At 64.6% G+C, this 24,800-nt stretch carries 25 protein-coding genes and 2 tRNA genes; 10 read left to right on the forward strand and 17 right to left on the reverse strand.

The annotated features are described in order from the left end of the window. Nucleotides 1-51 precede the first annotated feature (51 nt). The 3 genes from ABG82_RS17420 to ABG82_RS17430 are packed head-to-tail and all read left to right on the forward strand — an operon-like array spanning nt 52 to nt 1,584. Nucleotides 52-753 (forward strand): IclR family transcriptional regulator, encoded by a 702-nt coding sequence (locus ABG82_RS17420; RefSeq protein ID WP_043079088.1) that lies wholly within the window; start codon nt 52-54, stop codon nt 751-753. 9 nt (nt 754-762) lie between these two features. Beyond that, complete coding sequence (locus tag ABG82_RS17425) at nt 763-1,260, forward strand: pyridoxamine 5'-phosphate oxidase family protein (protein WP_043079089.1); 498 nt, start codon at nt 763-765, stop codon at nt 1,258-1,260. Nucleotides 1,261-1,272: 12 nt separating this feature from the next. Beyond that, complete coding sequence (locus tag ABG82_RS17430; RefSeq protein ID WP_043079090.1) at nt 1,273-1,584, forward strand: hypothetical protein; 312 nt, start codon at nt 1,273-1,275, stop codon at nt 1,582-1,584. Between the two features lie 6 nt (nt 1,585-1,590). On the opposite strand, the gene ABG82_RS17435 is transcribed toward ABG82_RS17430, so the two are convergent. The 5 genes from ABG82_RS17435 to ABG82_RS17455 form a co-directional block, all read right to left on the reverse strand. Beyond that, nucleotides 1,591-1,666: transfer RNA gene (locus tag ABG82_RS17435), tRNA-Glu, on the reverse strand. 95 nt (nt 1,667-1,761) lie between these two features. Further along, nucleotides 1,762-1,833 (reverse strand) — tRNA-Gln (locus ABG82_RS17440). 78 nt (nt 1,834-1,911) lie between these two features. Further along, complete coding sequence (gene gltX, locus ABG82_RS17445; protein WP_043079091.1) at nt 1,912-3,414, reverse strand: glutamate--tRNA ligase; 1,503 nt, start codon at nt 3,412-3,414, stop codon at nt 1,912-1,914. 2 nt (nt 3,415-3,416) lie between these two features. Next, on the reverse strand, nt 3,417-4,193 hold the full coding sequence (locus tag ABG82_RS17450; protein WP_043079092.1) for a fumarylacetoacetate hydrolase family protein: 777 nt from the start codon (nt 4,191-4,193) through the stop codon (nt 3,417-3,419). Nucleotides 4,194-4,203: 10 nt separating this feature from the next. Next, nucleotides 4,204-4,878, reverse strand: a complete 675-nt coding sequence (locus ABG82_RS17455; RefSeq protein WP_043079093.1) for a TetR/AcrR family transcriptional regulator — start codon at nt 4,876-4,878, stop codon at nt 4,204-4,206. 115 nt (nt 4,879-4,993) lie between these two features. On the opposite strand from ABG82_RS17455, the gene ABG82_RS17460 reads away from it, so the two are divergent. Then, nucleotides 4,994-6,217 carry an oxygenase MpaB family protein gene (locus ABG82_RS17460; RefSeq protein ID WP_043079108.1) on the forward strand — a complete coding sequence of 408 codons (1,224 nt, stop codon included), beginning with the start codon at nt 4,994-4,996 and terminating at the stop codon, nt 6,215-6,217. A 52-nt stretch (nt 6,218-6,269) separates the two neighbouring features. Then, the gene (locus ABG82_RS17465; protein WP_043079094.1) at nt 6,270-7,472 is read left to right on the forward strand and encodes an MFS transporter; all 1,203 of its coding nucleotides are present in this window, start codon (nt 6,270-6,272) and stop codon (nt 7,470-7,472) included. A 66-nt stretch (nt 7,473-7,538) separates the two neighbouring features. On the opposite strand, the gene ABG82_RS17470 is transcribed toward ABG82_RS17465, so the two are convergent. The 6 genes from ABG82_RS17470 to ABG82_RS17495 form a co-directional block, all read right to left on the reverse strand. Next, a complete protein-coding gene (locus ABG82_RS17470) occupies nt 7,539-8,552 on the reverse strand; it encodes a 3-isopropylmalate dehydrogenase (RefSeq protein WP_043079095.1) in 1,014 nt (337 codons plus the stop codon). Further along, on the reverse strand, nt 8,549-10,120 hold the full coding sequence (gene serA, locus ABG82_RS17475; RefSeq protein ID WP_078343354.1) for a phosphoglycerate dehydrogenase: 1,572 nt from the start codon (nt 10,118-10,120) through the stop codon (nt 8,549-8,551). The genes ABG82_RS17470 and serA overlap by 4 nt, the downstream gene beginning before the upstream one ends. Nucleotides 10,121-10,187: 67 nt before the next feature. After that, complete coding sequence (locus ABG82_RS17480) at nt 10,188-10,970, reverse strand: hypothetical protein (RefSeq protein WP_078343283.1); 783 nt, start codon at nt 10,968-10,970, stop codon at nt 10,188-10,190. Nucleotides 10,971-11,004: 34 nt separating this feature from the next. Next, the gene (locus ABG82_RS17485; protein ID WP_054173172.1) at nt 11,005-12,333 is read right to left on the reverse strand and encodes an HNH endonuclease signature motif containing protein; all 1,329 of its coding nucleotides are present in this window, start codon (nt 12,331-12,333) and stop codon (nt 11,005-11,007) included. A gap of 95 nt (nt 12,334-12,428) precedes the next feature. Then, a complete protein-coding gene (locus ABG82_RS17490; RefSeq protein ID WP_131676276.1) occupies nt 12,429-12,851 on the reverse strand; it encodes a hypothetical protein in 423 nt (140 codons plus the stop codon). 36 nt (nt 12,852-12,887) lie between these two features. Then, a complete protein-coding gene (locus ABG82_RS17495; protein ID WP_043078621.1) occupies nt 12,888-13,502 on the reverse strand; it encodes a TetR/AcrR family transcriptional regulator in 615 nt (204 codons plus the stop codon). Between the two features lie 79 nt (nt 13,503-13,581). Here ABG82_RS17495 and ABG82_RS17500 point away from each other — a divergent pair, with 79 nt between their 5' ends. From ABG82_RS17500 to ABG82_RS17515, 4 genes are all read left to right on the forward strand, one after another. After that, entirely contained in the window at nt 13,582-14,997 is a 1,416-nt protein-coding gene (locus ABG82_RS17500) for an ABC1 kinase family protein (protein WP_043078622.1), read from the forward strand. Further along, nucleotides 14,994-16,397 carry an ABC1 kinase family protein gene (locus ABG82_RS17505; protein ID WP_043078623.1) on the forward strand — a complete coding sequence of 468 codons (1,404 nt, stop codon included), beginning with the start codon at nt 14,994-14,996 and terminating at the stop codon, nt 16,395-16,397. Before ABG82_RS17500 ends, ABG82_RS17505 begins: the two co-directional genes overlap by 4 nt. Beyond that, a complete protein-coding gene (locus tag ABG82_RS17510; RefSeq protein WP_043078624.1) occupies nt 16,384-17,565 on the forward strand; it encodes a cytochrome P450 in 1,182 nt (393 codons plus the stop codon). The genes ABG82_RS17505 and ABG82_RS17510 overlap by 14 nt, the downstream gene beginning before the upstream one ends. 66 nt (nt 17,566-17,631) lie before the next feature. Next, the gene (locus tag ABG82_RS17515; RefSeq protein ID WP_043078625.1) at nt 17,632-18,678 is read left to right on the forward strand and encodes an oxygenase MpaB family protein; all 1,047 of its coding nucleotides are present in this window, start codon (nt 17,632-17,634) and stop codon (nt 18,676-18,678) included. A gap of 3 nt (nt 18,679-18,681) precedes the next feature. Here the strand turns inward: ABG82_RS17515 and ABG82_RS17520 are convergent, their stop codons facing one another. From ABG82_RS17520 to ABG82_RS17540, 5 genes are all read right to left on the reverse strand, one after another. Further along, a complete protein-coding gene (locus ABG82_RS17520) occupies nt 18,682-19,101 on the reverse strand; it encodes a DUF2752 domain-containing protein (protein ID WP_043078626.1) in 420 nt (139 codons plus the stop codon). 18 nt (nt 19,102-19,119) lie between these two features. Further along, nucleotides 19,120-19,422: a CD225/dispanin family protein gene (locus ABG82_RS17525; RefSeq protein ID WP_234708046.1), complete on the reverse strand. Its 303-nt coding sequence runs from the start codon at nt 19,420-19,422 to the stop codon at nt 19,120-19,122. An 89-nt stretch (nt 19,423-19,511) separates the two neighbouring features. Next, nucleotides 19,512-20,513 (reverse strand): ketol-acid reductoisomerase, encoded by a 1,002-nt coding sequence (ilvC, locus tag ABG82_RS17530; RefSeq protein WP_174544373.1) that lies wholly within the window; start codon nt 20,511-20,513, stop codon nt 19,512-19,514. Nucleotides 20,514-20,572: 59 nt separating this feature from the next. Next, nucleotides 20,573-21,076, reverse strand: a complete 504-nt coding sequence (gene ilvN / locus ABG82_RS17535; RefSeq protein WP_043078628.1) for an acetolactate synthase small subunit — start codon at nt 21,074-21,076, stop codon at nt 20,573-20,575. Continuing rightward, nucleotides 21,073-22,914 (reverse strand): acetolactate synthase large subunit, encoded by a 1,842-nt coding sequence (locus tag ABG82_RS17540; RefSeq protein WP_064629724.1) that lies wholly within the window; start codon nt 22,912-22,914, stop codon nt 21,073-21,075. The genes ilvN and ABG82_RS17540 overlap by 4 nt, the downstream gene beginning before the upstream one ends. Nucleotides 22,915-23,184: 270 nt before the next feature. Here ABG82_RS17540 and ABG82_RS17545 point away from each other — a divergent pair, with 270 nt between their 5' ends. Further along, entirely contained in the window at nt 23,185-23,577 is a 393-nt protein-coding gene (locus ABG82_RS17545) for a PH domain-containing protein (RefSeq protein WP_043078629.1), read from the forward strand. On the opposite strand, the gene ABG82_RS17550 is transcribed toward ABG82_RS17545, so the two are convergent. Continuing rightward, the gene (locus ABG82_RS17550) at nt 23,574-24,800 is read right to left on the reverse strand and encodes a saccharopine dehydrogenase family protein (RefSeq protein WP_043078630.1); all 1,227 of its coding nucleotides are present in this window, start codon (nt 24,798-24,800) and stop codon (nt 23,574-23,576) included. The genes ABG82_RS17545 and ABG82_RS17550 overlap by 4 nt on opposite strands.

Raw genomic sequence — 24,800 nt, forward strand, 5'->3', positions numbered from 1 at the left:
TTTGGCTCCGTGCTCATTGCATCTCAATATTTGGAAAGTTAGTATCGTTCTGTGAGACAGCATAGCGGCATCGGCGTCCTCGACAAAGCGGTGCAGGTCCTGACTGCCATAGGCGACTCGCCCTGCGGGCTCGCGGAATTGTGCGAACGCACGGGGCTCCCCCGCGCCACCGCACACCGGCTGGCCGCGGGACTGGAAGTGCACCGACTCCTATCCCGAGACGGCGACGGGCAGTGGCAGCTCGGGGCCGGGCTCACCGAACTCGCCGCGCACGTCAACGATCCCCTGCTGAGCGCGAGTACCCAGGTGCTGCCCAAACTGCGTGAGATCACCGGCGAGAGCGTGCAGCTGTACCGGCGGGAAGGCACGGTGCGCATCTGCGTGGCGGCACTGGAACCACCAGCGGGGCTTCGCGATACCGTGCCGGTGGGTTCGCGCCTACCGATGTCGGCCGGATCTGGCGCCAAAGTGTTACTAGCCCACAGCGATCCGGCCACCCAGGGAGCGGTGCTGCCCGGCGCCACGTTCACCGAACGCGCGCTGGCCGATGTGCGCAAGCGCGGTTGGGCGCAGAGCGCGGCCGAACGCGAGGCGGGAGTCGCCAGTGTTTCGGCGCCCGTTCGCGACAGGCACGGCAATGTCATTGCGGCGATATCGGTTTCCGGCCCGATCGACCGGATGGGCCGGCGGCCCGGCGCGCGCTGGGCCGCCGATCTCGTTGCCGCCTCCGAGGCGATCACGGCCCGGCTTTAAGCTCCGAACATGGGAAGCAATCAACGTTCGCAGATCGTCATGTCCGACGAAGAGATCACCGCGTTCATCAACAACTCGCGCACGACGACCATGGCCACCGTCGGCCCCGACGGACAGCCGCATCTGGTCGCCATGTGGTACGCGGTGCTGGACGGCGAGGTCTGGTTCGAGACCAAGGCCAAATCGCAGAAGGTGGTCAACCTCAAGCGCAATCCCACCATCACCTGTCTGATCGAGGACGGTCTCACCTACGACACCCTGCGCGGGGTCGCCATCGAGGGGCAGGCCGAGATCGTCGAGGATCCGGACCTACTGTTCCAGGTCGGTATCAGCGTCTTTGAGCGCTACACCGCGCCGTACACCGAAGAAATGAAGCCTTTCGTGGAACAGATGCTCAACAAGCGCATCGCGGTCCGGGTTCGGCCCACCCGCGTGCGGTCCTGGGATCACCGCAAGCTCGGACTGCCCGCCATGCCACTGGGCGGGTCGACCGCCCCGCAGCAGTAGGGGCCGGCTGAGGTGGGCCAGCTCGCACGTGATGCGCTCGACTCCTTCCGCGAGGGTCTGCGGCATAAGAAGATCAAGCGACCGCTCAGTGACGCGCTGGTCCACCATCTGAGCACCGGAGAGACAGCCGGGCAATACGACGACCGGGCTCGCGAGTTGTGCGCCGAGACCCTCGACATCGAGGTGGATGTCGCCAAGGCGGGCGCGGTGCAAGCACGTAAGTTTGTGATCTGGACCCTGCGCGGACGTCATCCCGAACTGACCGAGGAAGCGCTGCGCGCCTTGGGTGATCACCGCGCCGAGAACTGGCGCGGGAATTCGTAAACGAACTGGTACCCCCGATGGGATTCGAACCCACGCTACCGCCGTGAGAGGGCGGCGTCCTAGGCCGCTAGACGACGGGGGCTAGAACATTGTCGTGCCATGCGCCGGAGCGCAGACTTGAAAGTCTAGCTCACCGGCGCACATCCACCAAATCACTTGTCGTGCAAATGATTTGCGCTGGGGTACCAGGACTCGAACCTAGAATGGCGGTACCAGAAACCGCTGTGTTGCCAATTACACCATACCCCAATGGCTTCGCAGAACCGCAGGTCAGCGAGCTGACAGCGGACTTTGGAGCCGACGAGCAGACTACCAAACCAAGGGCCATTAACCCGAATCGGTTTGGCCCTCCACCTCATTTTCCCAGGTCCGAGCGTTTCTCAGCCGTGTCAAAGTGCGCTCAGAACCCAACAGTTCCATCGATTCGAACAGCGGCGGGCTCACCGTCGCACCGGTGACCGCCACGCGCAGCGGCCCGAAAGCCTTCCGGGGTTTGAGTTCGAGCCCCTCGATGAGCGCGCCTTTGAGCGCCTCCTCGATGGCAGGGGTGGTCCATGCCTCCAGTGACTCCAGCGCGCCGATTGCCGCGTCCAGAACGGGCAGCGCGGACTCGCCCAGCTCCTTGCGCGCCGAACCCGGGTCAATCGCGTACACGTCGTCGTTGAGGAACTTCAGCAGGCCCCAGGCGTCACCCAGCACCACTACCCGGGTCTGCACCAAGTCCGCGGCCACGGCGAAGGCGCTGTCATCCAGTCCGAGCTCATAGCCATGGGCGGCGAAGAACGTCCGCAGCCGCGCCACGAACTCCTCCGGAGCCAACAGCCGGATGTGTTCGGCGTTGAGGGCATCGGCCTTCTTCTGGTCGAACCGCGCCGGATTGGAGTTCACGTCGGTAACGTCGAAGGCCGCCACCATTTCCTGCAGGCTGAAAATGTCGTGATCGTCGGCGATCGACCATCCCAGCAGGGCAAGGTAATTCAGCAGGCCCTCGGGAATGAACCCACGATCGCGGTGCAGGAACAGGTTGGACTGGGGATCGCGCTTGGACAGCTTCTTGGTGCCCTCCCCCAGTACCGACGGCAGGTGCGCGAATGCGGGTATCGACTCGGCCACCCCGACCCGGATCATGGCCTCGTACAGCGCGATCTGACGCGGTGTCGACGGCAGCAGATCTTCACCGCGCAGCACGTGCGTGATCTTCATCAACGCATCGTCGACGGGGTTCACCAAGGTGTACAACGGATCACCGTTGCCACGGGTCAACGCGAAATCGGGCACCACACCCGCCGCGAAGGTGGTCTCGCCACGCACCAGGTCGTGCCAGGTGATGTCGTGATCGGGCATGCGCAGGCGGACGACGGGGTCGCGGCCCTGCGCCCGGAACGCCGCACGCTGCTCGTCGGTCAGATCGCGGTCGTAGTTGTCGTACCCCAGCTTGGGATTGCGCCCCGCGGCCAGGTGGCGGGCTTCCACCTCTTCCGCGGTGGAGAACGCCTCATATGCCTCCCCGGCCTCGAGCAGCTTGCGCACCACATCGAGGTGCAGCTCCTTGCGCTGCGACTGTCGGTAGGGCTCATACGGGCCACCGACTTCCGGCCCCTCATCCCAGTCCAGTCCCAGCCACCGCAGGGCATCCAGGATGGCCAGATAGCTCTCTTCGCTGTCGCGCCCGGCATCGGTGTCCTCGATGCGGAATACGAAGTCGCCGCCGCAGTGTCGCGCGTACGCCCAGTTGAACAGCGCCGTGCGAATCAGGCCGACATGCGGGGTACCCGTCGGCGACGGGCAGAAACGTACCCGGACCTTGTTCGATCCTTCGGTATCACTCACTCTTACTTCGCCTTCCGCACAACGGGATTGGACAAGGTTCCGATGCCCTCGATGGTGACGCTCACGGTGTCGCCGTCAACGATGGGCCCGACCCCCTCGGGGGTTCCGGTGAGAATTACGTCACCGGGCAGCAGTGTCATCACGGCGGAGACCCACTCCACGATCGCGCCGACATCATGCAGCAGCAAGGAGGTTCGGCTGCGCTGCCCGACCTCGCCGTTGACCTCGGTGCGGATCTCGAGATCCGAGGGATCCAGGTCGGTGACGATCCACGGCCCCAGCGGGCAGAACGTGTCGTGCCCCTTGGCCCGGGTCCACTGACCGTCGGTGCGCTGGTGATCACGGGCCGATACGTCGTTGCCGATCGTGTATCCCAAGATGTTCTCGGCGGCCCGGGCGGCAGGCACGTCCTTGCAGGGCCGGCCGATCACGATGGCTAGCTCACCCTCGTGGTGCACCTCGGATGCGCTGGGCGGCAACTGGATTGGCAGCCCCGGCCCAATGATCGAGGTGTTGGGCTTGATGAAGATCACCGGCGACTCCGGTGGGGCTCCACCCATTTCGGCGGCGTGGGCAGCGTAGTTCTTGCCCATGGCCACCACCTTGCTCGCCAAAATCGGCGCCAGCAGCCTGACATCCGCCAGCGGCCATTGCCGTCCGGTGAACGTGGGGGTGCCGAAGGGGTGCTCGGCGATCTCTCGGGCAATCTCGGTGCCGTCCTCGCCCTCGATACTCACAAAGGCGACACCGTCTGGGCTGGCAATACGTCCTAGGCGCATTTAAACAAGCCTAGTTGCCGGGCTTTGCGACTTCCGCCGTGTCCTTCTTGGCGTCCTCCGAAGGTGTGTCGGCCCGGATGTTGGCGCGGGTGACCAACGCCACCAGAAAATCCTCCAGCCGGTCGCGGGTGATGTCGAGTTCGCCGCGAAACCAGGTGGTGACCAGGTCCAGACCTCCGGAAACCAGCGTGAAGGTGGCCAGGTCCAGATCCGGATCCAACGCGTCATCTGCCGGTAGCAGTACCCGGCCCTGATCGGCCATCACCTGGGCCAGCGTCTTGACCAGGTCACGCCGGCGCGCGGCCAGCCCCTCGGTGGCCTGCGATTCGACCAACAACCGCCCCCGGCGCGGATCGGCGGTAAGGAACCTCAGACCGCTGCCCACCGCCGCACGGGTACGCACCACCGGATCTTTGGACGTCGAACTCTTGGCGATCGCCTCGATGATGGCGGCCGAACCGGCAAGCATCTGCGCATCGAGCATCGCCAGCACCAGCTCGTCGGTGCTGCGGAAGCTTTCGTAGAAATACCGATCGTTGAGCCGGGCCTCGGCGCACACCCCGCGCACCGTGATGCCCTTGACGCCACTACCGGCAACCAGGTCCAACGCGGCATCCAGCAGCGCCGCTCGGCGTCGTGCGCGGCGTTCTCCGGAGGTGGCACCGCCATAGGTCCGGGATGGCATCAGGCGATTGTCGCATTGCGGACCTTGACCTCACGGGTTTTTCTGGTGATGATTCTCACCAGATGGTGATTACCGTCACCAGATGGTCACTTTCAACGAGGAAAGGACGCCCGCGATGGGGTCGAAAACGGATTCGGACCGGCAGAAATTGCCCAACCCGCCGCAGCTTCGCGAGTTCCCGTTCAACGTGTTCGCACGCTTTCTGCCCGGCCGGGATATCCGGGCCACCACCGAGCAGCGCGAGTCGTTCCGGCGTTTTGCGCATTCCGGCGACCCGCTCGCCGACGCGGTGGTCGCGATGTTCGCCCGCTTCCCCGCCGGACAGGGCCGTCGCATGTTCGAAACCGCCATCGAGGAGGGCATCGACGCCGTCGCGAACCCACCCGAGGAACTGGTTGCCTTCTTCCGGCAGATCGACGATCGGCCGTATTGGCTGGATGACAAAAAACTCGAACTGGCCGCGCGGGTCAGCATGCGCACCGGCGTGGTCGGCCTGGGCCTCGCGCTGCCCGGCCTGGCGCTGACCGGGGGGTATCTGTCCTCTCGCGCCGACAAGCCGCTGGTCGGCACCGGCAATCTGCAGGCGATGGCCCCGCGCCGGCTCAACGAAACCGCTCAATGGCTCATCGATGTCACCTCTCCGGGCGGATTGGACCGATTCTCGCCCGGCTTCAAGGGAATTCCACGCGTACGGCTCATGCACGCGTTGGTGCGCGCTGCCATGCATCGGCGCGACGATTGGGATTACGACGCCTGGGACAGCCCTGTCAATCAGATTCAGCTCGCCGGGACGCTGATGCTCTTCTCACTGGCCAACCTGGCCGGCTGCCAAGCCATGGGCATGAGCTTCTCGGACGCCGAACGCGAATCAGTCTTCCATTTTTGGCGATATGTGGGTCTGCTCATGGGAATTCACCCCGAGCTCGTACCGACCAGCGAGGAAGACACCTGGCGTCTGTTCTGGCTGGAGGCCGATACCGAATTCCTGCCCGACGACGACTCCTATGCCCTCACGCAGGCTTTGCACGCCTCCATGCCCGGCGAGCCGATCTTCATGCGACTCTCCCGCACCTACCTGTCCTCCTACAGTCGGCTGATTCTCGGCAAGACGAACGCCGATCGACTGGGACTGCCCGACAACAAACCGATGCAGGCCGCCGTGGTGGGCACCTCGGTGGTGAATTGGTTCTTCGAGCGCCGCAACGTTCTGCCCGGCATGACCCGCATCAGCGAGCAGATCGGCCAATTCGCGCGGCGCCAAATCGTCGCGCAGGGCATGTCGCAATCCGGCGGAGACCGCACGTATCGCCGACACGACAGTCTGGCGACGGCGAGCTAGGCATCTCATATATTGAGATATCTATTCAATAATTTGAGATAGGTGTGAAACCATAGTGACCATGGTTCACGTCGATGAGGTTGGCACAGCACGCCGTTGGGCGATGCTGGCCATCGCCCTGGGGTCCACTGCCGGTGCAAATGTCTTCATCAACGGTGTGGCATTTCTCATTCCCGCCCTGCACACCGAGCGCGGGCTCGATCTGGCCAACGCCGGGCTGTTGTCCGCCATGCCGAGCTTCGGCATGGTGCTGACGCTCATCGCGTGGGGCGCGCTCATCGACAAGTTCGGTGAACGCATCGCGTTGGTGAGCGGCCTGGCACTGACCGCGGTAGCTGCGTTCGCGGCCGCCGAATCCCCATCGCTGACCGTGACCGGCGCCTTTCTGCTGCTTGGTGGGGCAGCCGCGGCGGCATGCAACTCGGCCAGCGGACGCGTGGTGGTCGGGTGGTTCCCACCCCACCAGCGCGGGACGGTCATGGGCATCCGCCAGATGGCACAGCCGCTAGGCGTCGCCGTCGGTGCGCTCGTCATCCCGCGCATCGCCGAAGGCCGAGGCGTCGCGAGCGCGCTGCTCTTCCCCGCCATCGTGTGCGCGGTCTCGTCGGTGGTATGCCTGGTGGGCATCATCGACCCGCCTCGGCCACCCCGCTCGGAGGCACCCGAGGAGCATCTGGCCAATCCGTACCGCGGATCACGCATGCTGTGGCTCATTCACGGAGTGTCGGTGCTGTTGGTGGTGCCACAGGTGGTCGTGTGGACCTTCACCCTGGTGTGGCTGGTGACCGACAGGGGCTGGAGCATCGGCGCGGCCAGCGTGATGGTGACGGTGGCGCAGCTGGTCGGCGCGCTCGGCCGGGTCGCGGCCGGAATATGGTCGGACCGTTGGGGTTCACGCATGCGGCCGATCCGCGCCATTGCCGCGGCCGCCGCGGGCACCATGGCGCTGTTGGCCATCACGAATCAACTCGATTGGTCCATCAGCGTTGTCATCATGCTGGTCGCGTCGGTGATCACCGTGTCGGACAACGGGCTTGCCTACACCTCGATCGCCGAGATCGCCGGGCCGTTCTGGAGTGGCCGCGCCCTGGGCACACAGAACACCGGGCAGCTGCTGGCCGCCGCCGTGGCGCCACCGGTATTCGGAGCCGTCGCCGCAGCGGCGGGATTCTCCGCGGCCTTCGCGGTGTGTGCGCTGTTCCCCTTGGCGGCAGTCGGTTTGGTGCCGGTAAAGCTGGAGCAGCCAGCCCGCTAACGCCGAATGCGAGCCTCGCGCGGATTTCCGGCTGGATTTCCGCGTGAGGCTCGCATTCGGTGAGGACTACAGGAAGCTGGCGATCCGATCACCGGTTGCCGAGGTGGACAACTTCTCCTCGCCACGGGTGGCCAAATGCTGCTCGACGGCCTTGTCGACGCGGGCGGCGGCCGCCGTCTCACCCAGATGGTCCAGCAGCAGCGAGACCGACACGATCGCCGCGGTGGGATCGGCGATCCCCTGGCCCGCGATATCGGGCGCGCTGCCGTGCACGGGCTCGAACATCGAGGGGTTCTTGCCCGACCCATCGATGTTTCCGCTTGCGGCCAAGCCGATTCCACCGGTGACGGCAGCCGTCAGGTCGGTGATGATGTCACCGAACAGATTGTCGGTGACGATGACATCGAAGCGTCCCGGATCGGTCACCATATGGATGGTCGCGGCGTCGATGTGCTGGTAGGACACCTGCACATCGGGATGCTCGGCGGCGATCTCGTTCACCGTCCGTGTCCACAGCGATCCGGCGTACTTGAGCACATTGTTCTTGTGCACCAGCGTCAGGTTCTTGCTGCGGGCCTCAGCGCGCTGGAAGGCGTTGCGTACCACGCGCTCCACCCCGAACCGGGTGTTGAGGCTGACCTCAGTGGCCACCTCGTGCGGGGTCTGGACCCGGATCGCACCGCCATTACCGGTGTACGGCCCCTCGGTGCCCTCGCGGACCACGACAAGGTCGATGGCCGGGTTGCCGGCCAGCGGACCGGTGACACCCGGATACAGCTTGGCGGGACGCAGGTTGATGTGGTGGTCCAGCGCGAAACGTGTGTGCAGCAACAGGCCGCGCTCGAGCACGCCGCTCTGCACCGACGGATCGCCAATGGCACCAAGCAGAATGGCGTCGTGTCCACGTAGCTCGTCGAGCACCGAATCGGGCATCAGCTCACCGGTGGCGAGGTAACGGCGTGCGCCCAGGTCGTATTCGGTCTTTTCGACGCCGGGCAGTACGGCGTCGAGCACCTTCACGGCCTCGCCGATGACCTCGGGACCGATGCCATCGCCGGCGATGATCGCGAGTTTGGTCATGAAAGATCCACCAGTTCAAGGGTTGTCGCGCCGACAGCGGCGCGGATGTCATCCAGCACGGCATCCGGAGCGGTGCGGTCGATACGCAGGATGATGGTGGCTGCCCCACCCGCTGCGTCCTGGCTCAGCTGCGCGGCCTGGATGTTGACCTCCGCGCCGCCCAGCACGGTGCCGATCTTGCCGAGCGCACCGGGCACGTCGGCGTAGTTGATGACGAGGTTGACACCCTCAGCACGCAGATCGAAGTTGCGGCCGTTGATCTGGACGATCTTCTGCACCAGCTGCGGGCCGGACAAGGTCCCGGCGACGTTGATCACCGAACCGTCGGCATAGACGGCGCGCACGTCGACCACGCTGCGGTGGTTCGGGCTCTCGGTGGCCGTGCTGATCTCCGCGCTCACGCCACGCTCTTCAGCGATCGACGGAGCATTGACGAAGGTCACCTGGTCTTCGATCACCGAGGAGAAGAGTCCGCGCAGCGCCGAAAGCTTCAGCACCGCAACATCTTCGGAAGCCAGCTCACCGCGAACATCGACCGACAACGAGGTGGGCAGCTGCTCGGAGACGGCTCCGATGAGCACACCCAGCTTGCGCACGACCTCGAGCCACGGCGCGACCTCTTCGCTGACAACTCCCCCGCCGACGTTGACGGCGTCCGGCACGAACTCGCCGGCCAGGGCCAGCTTCACGCTCGCGGCCACATCGGTGCCCGCACGATCCTGCGCCTCGCTGGTGGATGCGCCCAGGTGCGGGGTCACCACGACCTGGTCCAGCTCGAAGAGCGGGCTGTCGGTGCAGGGCTCGGTGGCGAACACATCGAGCCCGGCGCCACGGACATGCCCGCTACGGATGGCGTCGGCCAGCGCGGCCTCGTCGATAAGCCCACCGCGTGCGGCGTTGACGATGATGACGCCCGGCTTGGTCTTGGCCAGCGCGTCCTTGCCGATGAGGCCGGCGGTCTCCGGGGTCTTGGGCAGGTGCACGGAGATGAAATCTGCCCGACCCAAAAGTTCGTCGAGCGTCAGCAGCTCGATACCCAGCTGGGCGGCGCGAGCGGCCGAGACGTAGGGGTCGTACGCGACGATGTGGGTGCCGAACGCGGCGAGCCGCTGCGCGAACAGCTGGCCGATGCGGCCCAGGCCCACGACGCCGACGGTCTTGCCGAAGATCTCGGTGCCGTTGAACGACGAGCGCTTCCAGGTGTGCGCCTTGAGCGAGGCGTCGGCGGCCGGGATCTGCCGCGCGGTGGACAGCAGCAGAGTGACGGCATGCTCGGCGGCGCTGTGGATGTTCGAGGTGGGCGCGTTGACCACCAGAACACCGCGGGCGGTGGCGGCCTTGACGTCGACATTGTCGAGTCCGACGCCGGCGCGCGCGACGATCTTGAGCTTGGTTCCGGCGGCCAGCACCTCGGCGTCAACCGTGGTGGCCGAGCGCACCAAGAGTGCGTCAGCATCGGGTACCGCGGCCAGTAGCGCGGGGCGGTCGGGGCCATCGACCCAGCGCACCTCCACACCATCTCCGAGTGCTTCGACGGTCGACTGGGCAAGTTTGTCGGCAATCAACACGACTGGACGTTCGCTCACGTCGTCACAGCTTAGTGCGGGGTGCGACGAGGCTCACGTCACACCTGGTCTAGTACCCGATCCGCATGGCTTCGGCGCGCAGCGCCGCGACGTCAGGATTGGGGTGAAATGCGCGTATGAGGGCGTCGGTGAGCGGCGCCTGGCCCATGACCTGCTGTACGGCGGGCTCGGGTATGACGTGGCCCTTCTCGGGGTACAGCCAGTCCAGCTCCTTGGATGCTTGCCATGCGACCAGCGGATCGAACAGGTCCTCACCGCCGTACCCGTGGTAGCCCCATGGGGTCGGCTTCGGGCTCCCGTGGCGCCATGCGATGTCCGCCGGACCGCGCCACACACAGACGGTCATTTGTGGGGCGCCGTCGTAGTAGCCGTACAGGTCGGGGTTCTTCAGATCTGATTTGAAACGCTCTGGCAGATCACCGACCAGGCCCGGCCAGTAGTCGTCCTCGTTGTACGTACTCAAATCCGATTCGTGGTCAAAGCCGCGAAGAAAGACGCCGTCCTTGGCCGAGAAGACGATCGACCACTCGTTGCCTCCCCCATCGGCGTACTTGACGAGATCGTCGCCGGGACGCCAATTCGGTTGGTAGACAGTACCGATGTCGTCCTTGGCGAGAACTCTTCCCTTGACCAAGGCATCAAGCGTCGCGAGCACGCGGCATCGCCTGCGCAGCTCCGCCTGATCCGGAAGCTTCCCGGCGAACTCTACAAGACTGCCTCCTCGTCTGGCTTTGCGCAGAGCCTTCGGTGTCGAGCACGCGGGGATAACTAAACCCGACAAGACAACTGCACTCATGCCGAGCAACCCCCGACGGCTGACGATCACGGCCACGCGCGCAACCTATATGCCCTCAGGCAAACACAAATCAGTCCACACCGAGTGTCGATAATTCGGGGCGATCGTGGAAGCCGGTGAGCACCTCACCGATGTCAAGCTGTGGTGGGGGTATCCATTCGGTGGTCCCATCTGGTCGTTTTCGGGTGTTCCAGCCGTGGTCCAGGAGGCGGTGGTGGGGTCCGCAGGCGAAGGTGAGGTTGTCGATGTTGGTGGGTCCGCCGTGGGCCCATTCGGTGATGTGGTGGACTTCGCAGAGGTATCCGGGGACCGTGCAGCCGGGGTGGGTGCAGCCGCGGTCGCGGGCGTGTAGCACGAGGCGCTGTTCGGGAGAGGCGATGCGTTTAGAACGCCCGAGGTACAGGGCGCGGCCGTTGTCGTTGAAGATCGCTAGGTAGTGGTGGGCGTGGGTGGCCATCCGGATCAGGTCGCGCATCGGCAGGCGGGTACCGGCGCCGGTGGTGGCGATCCCGGCGCCGTCTTCCAACTCTTTGAGTGTGGTGGTGACGAGGACGGTGACGGGTAGTCCGTGGTGTGAACCCAGCTCTGCGCTGGCCAGGGTGGAGCGCAGTGCTGCGCGTAGGGCGTCGTGGTGGCGTTGCGCACTGCTGCGGGTGTCGCGTTCAGCGGCCTCGGGGGCTGGTTCACCGTCGACTAGGGGGCTTTGATCGGCCGGGTTGCACATGCCGGGGGCGGCGAGTTTGGCGAACACCGCGTCCAGGTAGGCGCGGGTCTCCGGATCCAACAAACCCGAGATCGCTGACATGCCATCGAAACCCTGCGGCCCGATCGTGAGGCCGCGTCGCCGCGCCCGATCCACATCAGAGAACTGCCCGTCGGGGTTCAGTAGGGCCATCAGCCGGTCGGCGCCGACCCGCAGCGCCTCGGGCCCAAACTGGGTGGCCATCACCGCCAGCTGTGCTTCGGCTGCTTCGCGGGTGGGGGCATCGACCACCGCGGGGAGCCGATCAAAGAACTGGCGGATGATCCGGACATGTTCCTCACCGATATCGCCGCGCCCCAACGCTTCGGCGGTGCAGGGTAGTTGCGGTGCCAGCTGCTCGCCGGTGATCGCGCGCCGCGGCGCCAGCTGTTCGGCATCGGCGATCCGGCGCCGCGCCGCCCCCTTACCAACATGCAGCCGCCGCGACAACACATCCGGAAACGACGTGCCGCCAAGTTCTACCGGGGAGGCCTGCCCGGTCACTTTCGGAACCAACGTCAGCCCGCGAGAAAACAACCGGCGCGCCACCACCTCCAGGCGCGCCAACACCGCCAACGCCTCCGCGCCAGTGAGGTCCTCGATCGACTCGGCGCAGAAGGCATCAACCGCCACCTCCAACACCCCAATCGAACTCATGTTCGAATACTAACCGCGCCCACCGACAAACCACCCTCGTTGTGGCGGATGAAACTATTGAGGCAGAAGTGATTTGATCGCTTCACGAATCCTTTTCACGACACCCAACTCCCCCGAGGCGACACCACAAAGCTGCTACGGGCGGGCAACAGCCGGTAGGACTCTGGGTCGATATCGGCCTGGTAAAAGCCGTCCTGCCCCGCGCCCGGATGGGCGGGATCCAAGACCCAAGTTCTCTCCATGGCGGCGAGATCCGCACGGATGAAAGACGATCCGCGATCGCTGTCGACGTAAACCATGTTGGCCCCATCTGGCGGGGCACCGGGCAGCGCACCCCAACAACTCGCAGTACCGCCACCCGATCCCTTGAGGCTCACCGACATTGAGCAGTGAAGACCATCCGGTGTCCCGAACCGGATTCCGGTGTTCGCGTAGCCGCCGACAAGTGCCCGATAGTCCTCGGGACCAACAGAGACGAAGTCGTCGGTGTTGGGAAATTCCTGGTCCGCACGTGCCACGACCGGCGCGATGATCAACGCAACACAGAGCGAGACTCACCCATCTCCCGCCGATTGGCCCAGCGATTCAATCCTCGCCGCCAACAATGCCGTCCATTCCGCAACGTAATCCTCATCGGCGATGTCCCTGCCGGGTCTACGGAACACCGCACCGGTCTCACGCTTACCCAGCAGCGCGTTGACACCAAGCACCCCAATAGATTCCGCTTCCCGCTTGCCCATACCGGGCGCCCAACCCTGCACCCAATCGGCCAGTTCCCCGTACAGGCCATCGAACAGCGCCGCGTACGCGTCATCCAGCCGTGCCGGACGCCCCGAGGGGACGCTGGAGGCTATCTGCAACAGCTCCGATTCCTCGTCGAGAACCGCCAGAATGTAGCGGCCCATCATCGTCAGCTCGTTGCGCAGGTCGCCCAGCCCACCGAACAGCGCGCGAATATCGCGCATCGCGCGCCGCCGATCCAGCTGCCGATCGATACCCGCTTCCAGCAGTGCTTCCTTGGATTTGAAGTGGTGATAAAGGCCGCCCGATCCGGGAGTTAACCCGGCCGCCTTCTCGATCTGCGCAACGCTGGTGGCCTTGTATCCCTGCTCACCGAAGAGCCTCATGGCCTCGGCGACCAGGCGTTCTTTGGTGGAAATCTCTACCATTGACGTCTCCCAAGTAATCACTTAGTGTCACTCAGTGAGTACTTTAACAGCTGGTCTGGGTCACCGGTAGGAGGTAGTCATGACAGACGGTCAAGTCCCCCGAGGACGAATCCGGCGCACCATGCCACTGGCGGGCTTCACCGCCCGCGCCGCAGGCGGCCGACTCGTCGCCGGCCTACGCGAAAAAGCAGGCGACACCGGAGCGGTCAACCGCTTCCACGAACGCACGGCCGAGCGCTACACCGAACTACTCGGACATTCCAAAGGCGTCCTGATGAAAGCCGGGCAGATCTTTTCGAGCATCGATATGAACGGTGCCGACGGCGGAATCTCCCCGTACGAGCAGGCATTGACTCGACTCCAAACCCAATCCCCGCCCATGGCCCCCGCACTGGCGCGCAGTGTCATCGAATCCGAGCTCGGCGTACCCACAAGCCAGGCATACGCCAGTTTCACCGACGATCCGATCTCCTCGGCGTCCATCGGCCAGGTTCACCGAGCGACGCTTCACGACGGCCGTGATGTCGTCGTCAAGATTCAATACCCCGGTGTGGCACAAGCCATTCAAGATGATCTCGCCAACACCGAGCTGGTCACCACCTTCCTGAGAGTCACCTTTGCCCTGCTGGACCGCAGATACGCGATCGATCTTCCTGCGACGGCACGAGATATCTCGGCTCAGATCAGAGAGGAACTGAACTACAGGCAGGAAGCCGCGAACATATCCACGTTCCACCGACTGTTCGAGGGTCACCCGTTCATCCGGGTGCCCGAGGCAGTGCCCGAGCTGTCCACACAGCGAGTCCTCACGATGACCTACGTCGACGGGATCGATTGGGCTGAAGCACAACAAGCCGACCAAGAACTGAAAAACACCTGGGCGGAGGCACTATGGAGATTCAGCCTCGCACCGCTGCAACATGCTTGTGCCTTCTACACAGATCTACATCCCGGCAACTACCGGTTCGGCCTCGACGGCAGCCTCGGGATTGTCGACTTCGGATCCGTCAAGAACCTTCGGGAGAGCCATCGTCTCGCCTGGATCCGGATGGTCGCCGCAAGCATCCAGCAGCGAGTCGCCGATCTCTATTCCACGATGAAGGACGCCGGTTTCCTGTCCGCCGACTCGACCATGTCACCCGGGGAAGCGCTCCGTTGGATGAATGAGATCAACGCTGACGCAACGCTGCCGCAGCCGGTCACCTACACACCGCAATTGATAGACCGCAACCTCACCGCGCTGGACAGCCCGCTATCGCGTCGCATCTCCCTGCCCCCCGATCTCATCTACCTGGTGCGTTTCCCCCTCGGCGTCCGGTCCGCGATGTCGAAGCTCGGTGCCACCGTCAGCTCCCGGTCCGCTGCCGCCGACATGATCGGAATCGCCGAACCCGAGACTCCCCTGGGCATTCGGCATGTCGCGTGGGTGAGAGAACGCGGCCTGCCCTTCGGATTGGACCCGCGGGCGCCATCAGAGATGGGCGCGCGGCTATGAGCGACAGCCCCATTCCCCGAGGAAGAATCCGCCGTACCATCCCGCTGGCAGGATTCACCGCGCGCGCCGCCGGCGGGCGGCTCGTGGCAGGCCTGCGCGAAAGGGCCGGTGACACTGGAGCGGTCGACCGCTTCCACGAACGCACGGCCGAGCGCTACACCGAACTACTCGGACACTCCAAAGGCGTCCTGATGAAGGCCGGGCAGATCTTCTCCGTCGCCGAGATCTCCTCGCATGGATATGACCAACTCTCGCCGTATCAGCACGCATTGACGCGCTTGCAGGCCGACGCACCACCGATGCATCCGCTCTTGGCGCGCCAAGCCCTGGAAGAGGATCTCAAGCGGCCCGTGGAGGAAGTGTTCTGCGAGTTCGATGACGATCCGATGGCCGCGGCATCGATCGGTCAGGTACACCGAGCGACCCTGCACGACGGCCGCAAAGTCGCGGTCAAGATCCAGTACCCGGGTGTGGCACATGCCATCAGACACGACCTGTCCAACGCCGAACTCATGGCCACGTTCCTGCGTTTCGTGACGGGTATCGCCGGTCCGCGGCCTCAGCTGGATCATCGCCAGATGGCCGATGAGGTGGCCGCACGCATATCCGAGGAATTGGACTATCGGCATGAGGCCGCCAATATTCAGGCCTTCGCCGCTCTCTACCAGGGACATCCTTTTATCCGGATACCTGAGGTGATTCCCGAGGCATCCGGCAGCCGAGTGCTCACCATGACATATCTGGACGGAATGGATTGGGCGGCAGCGCAGCGTGCCGATCAAGACCTCAAAAATGCTTGGGTGGAAGCCATCTGGCGCTTCAGTACCGGATCATTTCGGCATGCCAACCTTTTTCATGCCGATCCGCATCCGGGAAATTATCGGTTCGGGGCGGACGGCTCAGTCGGATTTGTCGATTTCGGCTGTATCAAGGTAGTCCCCGAGACACTGCGGTATCGGCTCGTGCAGATGATCCGTGCCGCCGCCGATGAACGCCAAGATGATCTGCGCCAGTTGATGGTGGACGCCGGCTACTTCAGCGTCGATTCGCCGCTTTCGGCGCAGGACGTCTTCGAGTGGCTCGGTGCCACCGTGCAAGACATTCGCGCTGCGCAACCGGTGACGTTTACCCGCGAGGTGTCCACCAGCGCCACCCGGTCGCTGCTGAACTTCCAGACGCTGCATCAGATGTCGATACCCAGCGACCTGGTGTTCCTGGCCCGGATCAACCTGAACATCAGTGCATTGTCGTCAACGCTCAACGCCACCGGACACACTCGCGCACTGCTCGATGATCTCGACGGTGTCTCCGAACCCGTTTCCCCACTAGGTAAACAGCATGTCGCGTGGGTTCGCGACCGCGGCCTGCCCTTCGGATTGGATCATCATGACCACTGCTAACTCCACCGCGCCGCGGATCCCCTGGGATTCACGAGACCCATACCATTACTTCGAAAGCCTGCGTACCCGCGGCGATGTGGTCTGGGATGAGAACGCCGGCACCTGGGTGGTTCTGGGCTATCAGTCCGCTCGCGAGGTGCTGGGCGGCGCCGGTTGGTCAAGCGACCCACTCGCCAGCCCCCAGATGCGCGCCTCAGCTCCGGGGTATCTCGATATGAACAGCTTCGGCAGAAACATGCTCTTCGCCGATGGACCCGATCACACCGAGCTCCGCAGCGCCGTCCGCGATGTGTTCACCCCGGGATTCATCGCCGGCCTACGGGAGGGTGTGCAATCGATCGCCTCTCACGTCATCGAATACCCTTTGCCCGAAGAGTCTTTCGACTTCATGGCCGACATCGCCCTGCCGTTACCGATCGCCATCATCGGTGAATGGCTTGGCCTGGACGACTCGTCGTCGACCGTCCTGCGCGAGGAATCCCCAATCATCATCCGGATGCTCGGCGCTTTCGCCGACGTCGATACCGTCATGGCCGGAACTGCTGCGGGCGCCTCCCTCGCCACCGAACTGTTGCCATTGGCGGCCGATCGACGTGTACACCCGGGCGATGACCTACTCAGTCTGATCGCGTCAAGCACCGACTTGCCCTTGGAAGACGTCGTCACGATGGCCTTCATGATCGCCATCGCGGGTCACGAGACCACGGCAAATCTATTGGGCACCAGCATCATCCGCTTGTTGGAGCCGCGCCCGGATGGTACCCAACTGGCAGACAACATCGACCCGGATGATCCCGCCGTCATCACCGAACTGCTCCGACTCGATGGTCCGGTGCTCGCCACCGCGCGCGTCGCGACAGCGGACCACAGCCTCGCCGGGAACATCGTCCGGGAAGGACAGACGGTCCTGATCGCGATTGCCGCTGCGAACCGTGATCCCCAGGTGTTCGTGGAGCCCAGTACCTTTCGGACCGATCGCAGGAGCCCGCCCCTGGCCTTCGGATACGGCACCCACCACTGCCTGGGCTCGGCACTGGCCAAGCTGGAGACAACGGTGGCGCTGCGCGAGGTACTGGAACGCCAACCCGTCATCGCCGGCCCCGTGAGCTGGCGCGACACCCCCGCCATCCGTGGTCCGCGCAGCATCCCCATGCGGTTTCGCCTCTAGATATTGACAACTGCCGTTGTTAACGTCTCCAATATTAGGTAGCAAACCGCTCCCTGGGAGGCAACGATGCCAAGCACAGCTGCACACGCCACAACATCGCGCTCCGCGGGCATGCCGCCGCGCGGTGACGCAAAGGCCCGGATCTGGCGACGCGGGGACGGCGCCACCCCTGCCGGTCAACGCACCGGCCCCGATGGGCGGCCCGACTACGGCTACTTCGGCCCCGGCTCGGTGACTTGGAAGGTGTTCCTGCATCCCTCCGTGGCACCCATGATCGTGCTGGTGACCGCATTGCTGGAGGGCAGCCACGAGGGACTGCAAGCCGTTGAGATCAATCACGATCCGGTGTTCACCAAGAGCAAGCGCAATCAGATCGACTTCGATGACACCGTCAAACGCATTCAGCGCACCGCCGGTGTGCCGATACCGATCATCTTCGGCGACACCGAGAGTGCCGATGCACTGGCCGCGCACCTACGCCACTATCACCGCAATATGAAGGGAGTCATCCCCGGCACCGACCGGCCCTACGACGCCCAGGGGCCCACACTAGTGCTCTTCGCGCACGTGACGATCATGCATGCGGCGCTGCGGATCTACGAGAACACCCCCGCACCGGGACGCCTCATTCCCCGGCGCCTGCCGCAGTCCGAGCGCGACCAATTCTTCGCCGAGGTGAAGACATTCGCCGAACTGATGGGTGCCGACCCGGACACGGTGCCGGTGACCTCCGACGAGGTGGCGGCCTACTACGACTCCATCGAATCGGAATACCGGATGGTGAAAGGCTTCGTGCCGGGCGGGGTGCGATTCGCCCTATCGGTGATCAGAAACGCACGAGGATTCGGCGGACTGACGGCCGCCGCCGTCGCCGCGATCACTCTCGTCACGGCAGTGCCGTCCGTGGCAGTGGTGCCGCCAAAGGTGCGGCGCCATTTGGGGATTCCCCGGATCGCCGATCCCGTGTTGGCCATGCTGCTGCGGGTGGCGCAGCCTGCCTTTGTGCCGTTCACCCTTGAACCGCTGGCCCGCGAGATCTCCCGCCTGTTCATCGGCGATGACGGTATTACGTTGGGAGAGAACGCTCGCGAGCTTATGGAACGCACCGCTTAGGGATCACACCCGCAACGCGGTGAACGGTGCGATCGGAATCAGTCTGACGATGAACCACGCCACGAAGACGACCAGCGTGATCACCGGGACCCACCCATGCAGCCAGGGCGGATTCCAACCTGACTCACCCCGCCAACGGCTGGCCGTCCAGGCCACAAAGCAGACTGCGAGGAACCCCACGGCCACCAAGCCAACCGCGTTGTAGCGCAGTGCGCCAAGCAGGTCACCGTGCATCAGTGAATAGACCATGCGCAGGCCGCCACAGCCGGGGCAGTCGAGGCCGGTGAGTGCCTTGAAGGGGCACACCGGGAGCACTCCGCCGGGCGTCGTCGGGTCTCCGAGCCACACCGCGGCGCAGCCTGCCGCCGCCACGGCAGCCACCGCGACAGGGGCGGCGAGCCGGGAGACGACGGTGGCATGCACGGTATCCAGTATCCCGCACTACCGCTGGGCCGGTACCTCACCGAATATCGAGGTCAGTATCGCCCCGATGACCAGGGCCACCCCCAGCACGACGAATGGGAGAATCGACCACATCACCCAAAGCTTGGCGGACCGCGACGCGGCATGCGCCTCGCGATAGCGGCCCTGGAACCACAACGAGTCCACCTGCGCCGCCTTGACGATCGCAACAATCCCGAAGGGCAAGCAGCAGAAGAGGGTAGCGATGATTGCCCACACCAGATGGGTGCTTGGTCGCGGTCCCGGGTACGACGACGACTCCCCCAATGATGGATATTCCACCGTCACATGATCCCTGCCGAACTCCGCCAGAAACGCAAAACCCCCGACACTCCGGAGAGCGCGGGGGCTTTGCGTTCAGACAGTGAGAACTAAGCGGTCTCGGTGATCGGCCGATCGACCCAGCTCATCAGGTCGCGCAGCTTCTTGCCGGTGACCTCGATGGGGTGCTCGGCGTTCTCCTTGCGCAGACCCTCGAGCTCCTTGTTGCCACCCTCGACGTTGGCGACGAGGCGCTTGACGAAGGTGCCGTCCTGGATGTCCGTGAGGATGTCCTTCATGCGCTGCTTGGTGCCGGCGTCGATGACGCGCGGTCCCGACAGGTATCCACCGAACTCGGCGGTGTCGGACACCGAGTAGTTCATGCGGGCGATGCCACCCTCGTACATCAGGTCGACGATCAGCTTGAGCTCGTGCAGCACCTCGAAGTACGCCATCTCGGGGGCGTATCCGGCCTCGACCATGACGTCGAATCCGGTCTTGACCAGTTCCTCGGTGCCACCGCAGAGCACGGCCTGCTCACCGAAGAGGTCGGTCTCGGTCTCTTCCTTGAAGTCGGTCTTGATGACGCCGGCGCGGGTACCACCGATGCCCTTGGCGTAGGACAGCGCGAGCGCCTGGCCCTCACCCTTGGGGTCCTGGTGCACGGCGATGAGCGCGGGCACACCCTTGCCATCGACGAACTGACGACGCACAAGGTGGCCCGGGCCCTTGGGGGCAACCATGGCAACGGTGACGTTGGCCGGAGGCTTGATCAGACCGAAGTGGATGTTCAGGCCGTGTCCGAAGAACAGCGCGTCGCCGTCCTTCAGGTGCGGCTCGATCTCCTTGGTGAAGATCTCGGCCTGTGCGGTGTCGGGCGCCAGGACCATGATCACGTCAGCCCACTTGGCGACCTCTTCGGGGGTGTCGACCTCAAGGCCCTGCTCGGTGACCTTCTCGCGCGACTTGGAGCCCTCGCGCAGACCGACCTTCACCTGAACGCCGGAGTCGCGCAGGCTCAGCGAGTGCGCGTGCCCCTGGCTGCCGTACCCGATAACGCCGACCTTGCGTCCCTGAATGAGAGTCAGGTCCGCATCATCGTCGTAGAACATCTCAACTGCCACTTGCTTGATTCCCTTCGGCTTTCTCTACTTGCTATCTCTACTAAGCGTTACTTGGCGGCGGCGATAGACCGCGGGCCACGCGAGAGCGCGACCACGCCGGATTGCACGATCTCCCGAATACCGTACGGGTCGAGCATCCGCAGCAGTGCATCCAGCTTGGACTGGGTGCCCGTCGCCTCGATGGTCACCGACTCCGGCGACACATCGACCACCTTGGCGCGGAACAGGTTCACCACTTCGATGACCTGCGCGCGCACCGTCGCATCGGCGCGCACCTTGACGAGCATCAGCTCGCGTGCCACCGAATTGTCCTCGTCCTGTTCGACGATCTTGATCACGTTGATGAGCTTGTTGAGCTGCTTGGTGACCTGTTCGAGCGGAAAATCGTCGACGGTGACGACGATTGTCATGCGCGAAACGTCTTTGAGTTCCGTCGGGCCCACCGCCAGCGAGGCGATGTTGAAGCCACGACGGGAAAACAGTGCGGCGACACGGGCGAGCACACCGGGTTTGTCCTCCACCAGCACGCTCAAGGTGTGGGTGCTTGTCATTCGTCCACCAGTCCTTCATCGTCGTCGAACAGCGGCCGGATGCCCCGCGCCGCCTGGATCTCGTCATTGCTGGTGCCCGCGGCGACCATCGGCCACACCTGGGCGTCGGCACCGACGATGAAGTCGATGACCACCGGACGATCGTTGATCGCACGCGCCTCTTCGATCACCTTGGCCACGTCTTCTTCACGCTCGCAACGCAATCCGACGCAGCCGAGCGCCTCAGCCAGCTTCACGAAATCGGGGATGCGGCGCGAGTGCGTGGCCAGGTCTGTCTGCGAGTAGCGCTCCTCGTAGAACAAGGTCTGCCACTGGCGCACCATGCCCAGGTTGCCGTTGTTGATCAGCGCGACCTTGATCGGCACACCCTCGATGGCGCAGGTGGCCAGCTCCTGGTTGGTCATCTGGAAGCAGCCGTCACCATCGATGGCCCACACCTCGGCCTCGGGCCGCGCCATCTTTGCGCCCATGGCGGCGGGAACCGCGAAGCCCATGGTGCCCAGGCCACCGGAGTTGAGCCAGGTCCGCGGGTTCTCGTACTTGATGAACTGTGCGGCCCACATCTGGTGCTGACCCACCCCGGCCACGTAGACCGCGTCAGGTCCGGCGATCTTGCCCAGCGTCTCGATGACGAACTCCGGGCCCAGGCTGCCGTCGTGCTGCGCGTCGTAGCCCAGCGGGTACGTCTTGCGGATACCCGACAGGTACTCCCACCATTCGGAGAGATCGCTGGTGGTTCCGGTGGCCCTATCGGCCCGGATGGCCTCGATCAGCTCGCTGATGACGTTCTTCACGTCACCGACAATCGGCACATCGGCGTGGCGGTTCTTACCGATCTCGGCGGGGTCGATGTCGGCGTGAATCACCTTGGCCTCCGGCGCGAACGAGTCGAGCTGGCCCGTCACCCGGTCATCGAATCGCGCGCCCAGGGTGATCAGCAGATCGCTGCGCTGCAGCGCGGCCACCGCGCCGACTGTGCCGTGCATCCCGGGCATGCCCATGTGCAGCTCGTGGCTGTCGGGGAATGCTCCGCGCGCCATAAGGGTGGTGACGACGGGGATGCCGGTCAGTTCGGCCAATTCCTTGAGTTCCGGGGACGCGTCCGCACGGATGACACCGCCACCGACGTACAGCACCGGGCGCTTGGCGGCGGCGATGAGCCGGACCGCCTCACGAACCTGCTTGCCGTGCGGCTTGGTGACGGGCTTGTATCCGGGCAGGTAGATCTGCGGCGGCCAGCTGAACGTGGTCTGCGCCTGCAGGATGTCCTTGGGGATGTCCACGAGCACCGCGCCGGGACGACCGCTCTGGGCGATGTAGAAGGCCTCGGCGATGACCTTCGGGATCTCCTCGGCGTTGCTCACCAGGAAGTTGTGCTTGGTGATCGGCATGGTGATGCCGGAGATGTCGGCTTCCTGGAAGGCGTCGGTGCCGATGAGGCCACGGCCCACCTGGCCGGTGATGGCAACCACCGGGATGGAATCCATCTGGGCGTCGGCCAGCGGGGTCACCAGGTTGGTGGCTCCCGGGCCTGAGGTGGCCATCATGACGCCGACCTTGCCGTTGGCATGTGCGTAGCCGCTGGCCGCGTGCCCAGCGCCCTGTTCGTGGCGCACCAGCACGTGACGGACCTTGGTCGAGTCGTACAGCGGGTCATAGACGGGCAGAACCGCACCACCGGGAATGCCGAAGATCACCTCGACGCCGAGCTCCTCAAGCGACCGCACTACCGACTGCGCGCCGGTGACGCGCTGGGGTGCGACGGTGTTGGGTTCCGGAGCTGCTGCTGGGGCGGGCCCAGAAGCAGAAGCCGGCTTGGGCTTTGCGGGAGCGCTCATGGTGGTCTGTCCTCTTGTTGTGGCCGTACTGATAAACCTATGGCAACAAAAAACCCCCGCCAGCGGTCTGCTGTACGAGGGTTGCGCGTCGAGTGTGCGCGAGTTGCCTTGGACTCGGGCTACGCGTCGACGCGCATACCGATTACTACGAGCAAGGCTTGGTTGTTCACAACGCGCACGGTAGTCGTTTCTGGAGGTCCGAGTCAAATCCCACCCTCGCATCGACACACCGAGCCAGAAGCAGGCTCCGGCGTCGGCGACAATGGAGCAATGGCCGAAGCGAAACGCACAGTGATCCGGACGTCCCCGATGGCGCATTTCGTCACCGGGTTTCTGGCGCTGGGCATGTTGAGCTTCGTCGTCGCACTTCCGATTCTGGCGCCGGTACTCCTCATCCCGATCGGCCTGTCGTACGCCATCGCCCGCTACCGCACCGCCGTGAACACCGAGTCCGCACAGATTCGGACCTTGACGTCCACCAGGACGGTGCCGTGGTCCGAGATCGACGGACTCACCTTCGACAAGCACGCCTGGGCGCAGGCCACCCTCACCGACGGCAGCACCATCCGCCTCCCCGGGGTCACCTTCTCGACGCTGCCGATCCTGTCGGCGGCCAGCAACGGGCGCGTCCCGAATCCCTACGAGGGAGTCAGGCGCGACTAGGCGGCTGCGCGCTCCTGGATACCCCAGGGCGCACCGAACGTATTGAGCCGATCCAGGAATGGCAGGCTGTCGAACGCCTCCGGCCCCAGCACCCCCGACCCGCTCCAGGCACCCTCGGCGAGCAGCTCCAGGGCCACCACCGGATTCACCGCCGTCTGCCACACCACGCACTGCGCACCGTCGCGGGCCATGGTCCATTCGTTGTCGACGACATGGTGCAGGTAGACCTCGCGGGGCCGGCCATCCTTACCGGTGCCGGTGACCCAAAGGCCCGCGCAGGTGGCTCCGCGCATCAAGTGCCCCAGCCCGGCTGGGTCCGGCAGGCATGCTGCCACCACGTCGCGCGGGCTGACGGCCGCGGCACCGCCGTTGCCGTGCACGTTCACGGGCGCGGTGCTGTCCAAACCCACCAGATGCAGGGTGCGCAGCACATTTATGAACTCGGCACCGAGGCCATACTTGAAGGTGACCCGCCGGGCATTGACCCAGCGCGGCATGAGCACCACCTCCTCGTGCTCCACGTTGACGCATTCGACGGGTCCGATTCCGCCAGGAAAGTCGAAAACCTCAGGCTCACTGAAGGGTTCGGTGGTGAAAAATCCCTTGCCGCGCTCCCAGATCAGGGGCGGATTGAGGCATTCCTCGATGGTGGTCCAGATGGAAAATGACGGAGCGAACCGATACCCCTGCACCTCTAGATTGGAGCCGTCGCGAGTACCCAGCTCGTCGATCTCGGAGAACAGGTGATCGGCCGCGTAACGCGCGAACACGTCGCTGAGGCCCGGCTCCACACCGATACCCACCAGCGCCAACAGCCCTGCGGTCTCCCATTTTTCGGCGACCGCGAACTGTTCGTCACCGAGCATCACGCCGGGTAACTCGTAGGGCCTGTCCGGGTGCCGATGCGACAGACTCATCGCCATGTCGAGGTAGGTCACCCCCGCCGCGAAGCATCCGTCGAAGACACCCATGACGAACCGCGGGTCGACCGCGTTGAGCGCATGAGTAATGCGATGTTCTCGGCATAAACTGGCGACGTCATCGGCGCTGGAGGCATCGATCCGGGCCGCGGTGAATCGCGGATCGTCGAGCCGATCGACCACCGCCCGTGCCCGCGCGATGTCGTAATCAGCGATCACCAAGGCTTCGAAGAAATCCCGCCGCGCCGCGATGTACGCGGCCGCGCTGCCCACTCCCCCGGCACCGACGATGAGAACTCGCAT

Origin of the sequence: Mycobacteroides immunogenum, from assembly GCF_001605725.1 — a bacterium.
Classification (GTDB): domain Bacteria; phylum Actinomycetota; class Actinomycetes; order Mycobacteriales; family Mycobacteriaceae; genus Mycobacterium; species Mycobacterium immunogenum.

Coding starts and splice junctions, on each gene's coding strand:
- ABG82_RS17425 (WP_043079089.1), top strand. CDS start 763: ATGGGAAGCAATCAACGTTCGCAGATCGTCATGTCCGACGAAGAGATC.
- ABG82_RS17450 (WP_043079092.1), bottom strand. CDS start 4,193: ATGCGCCTAGGACGTATTGCCAGCCCAGACGGTGTCGCCTTTGTGAGT.
- ABG82_RS17455 (WP_043079093.1), bottom strand. CDS start 4,878: ATGCCATCCCGGACCTATGGCGGTGCCACCTCCGGAGAACGCCGCGCA.
- ABG82_RS17460 (WP_043079108.1), top strand. CDS start 4,994: ATGGGGTCGAAAACGGATTCGGACCGGCAGAAATTGCCCAACCCGCCG.
- ABG82_RS17470 (WP_043079095.1), bottom strand. CDS start 8,552: ATGACCAAACTCGCGATCATCGCCGGCGATGGCATCGGTCCCGAGGTC.
- ABG82_RS17485 (WP_054173172.1), bottom strand. CDS start 12,333: ATGAGTTCGATTGGGGTGTTGGAGGTGGCGGTTGATGCCTTCTGCGCC.
- ABG82_RS17495 (WP_043078621.1), bottom strand. CDS start 13,502: ATGGTAGAGATTTCCACCAAAGAACGCCTGGTCGCCGAGGCCATGAGG.
- ABG82_RS17500 (WP_043078622.1), top strand. CDS start 13,582: ATGACAGACGGTCAAGTCCCCCGAGGACGAATCCGGCGCACCATGCCA.
- ABG82_RS17505 (WP_043078623.1), top strand. CDS start 14,994: ATGAGCGACAGCCCCATTCCCCGAGGAAGAATCCGCCGTACCATCCCG.
- ABG82_RS17510 (WP_043078624.1), top strand. CDS start 16,384: ATGACCACTGCTAACTCCACCGCGCCGCGGATCCCCTGGGATTCACGA.
- ABG82_RS17515 (WP_043078625.1), top strand. CDS start 17,632: ATGCCAAGCACAGCTGCACACGCCACAACATCGCGCTCCGCGGGCATG.
- ilvC (WP_174544373.1), bottom strand. CDS start 20,513: ATGTTCTACGACGATGATGCGGACCTGACTCTCATTCAGGGACGCAAG.
- ilvN (WP_043078628.1), bottom strand. CDS start 21,076: ATGACAAGCACCCACACCTTGAGCGTGCTGGTGGAGGACAAACCCGGT.
- ABG82_RS17540 (WP_064629724.1), bottom strand. CDS start 22,914: ATGAGCGCTCCCGCAAAGCCCAAGCCGGCTTCTGCTTCTGGGCCCGCC.
- ABG82_RS17545 (WP_043078629.1), top strand. CDS start 23,185: ATGGCCGAAGCGAAACGCACAGTGATCCGGACGTCCCCGATGGCGCAT.
- ABG82_RS17550 (WP_043078630.1), bottom strand. CDS start 24,800: ATGCGAGTTCTCATCGTCGGTGCCGGGGGAGTGGGCAGCGCGGCCGCG.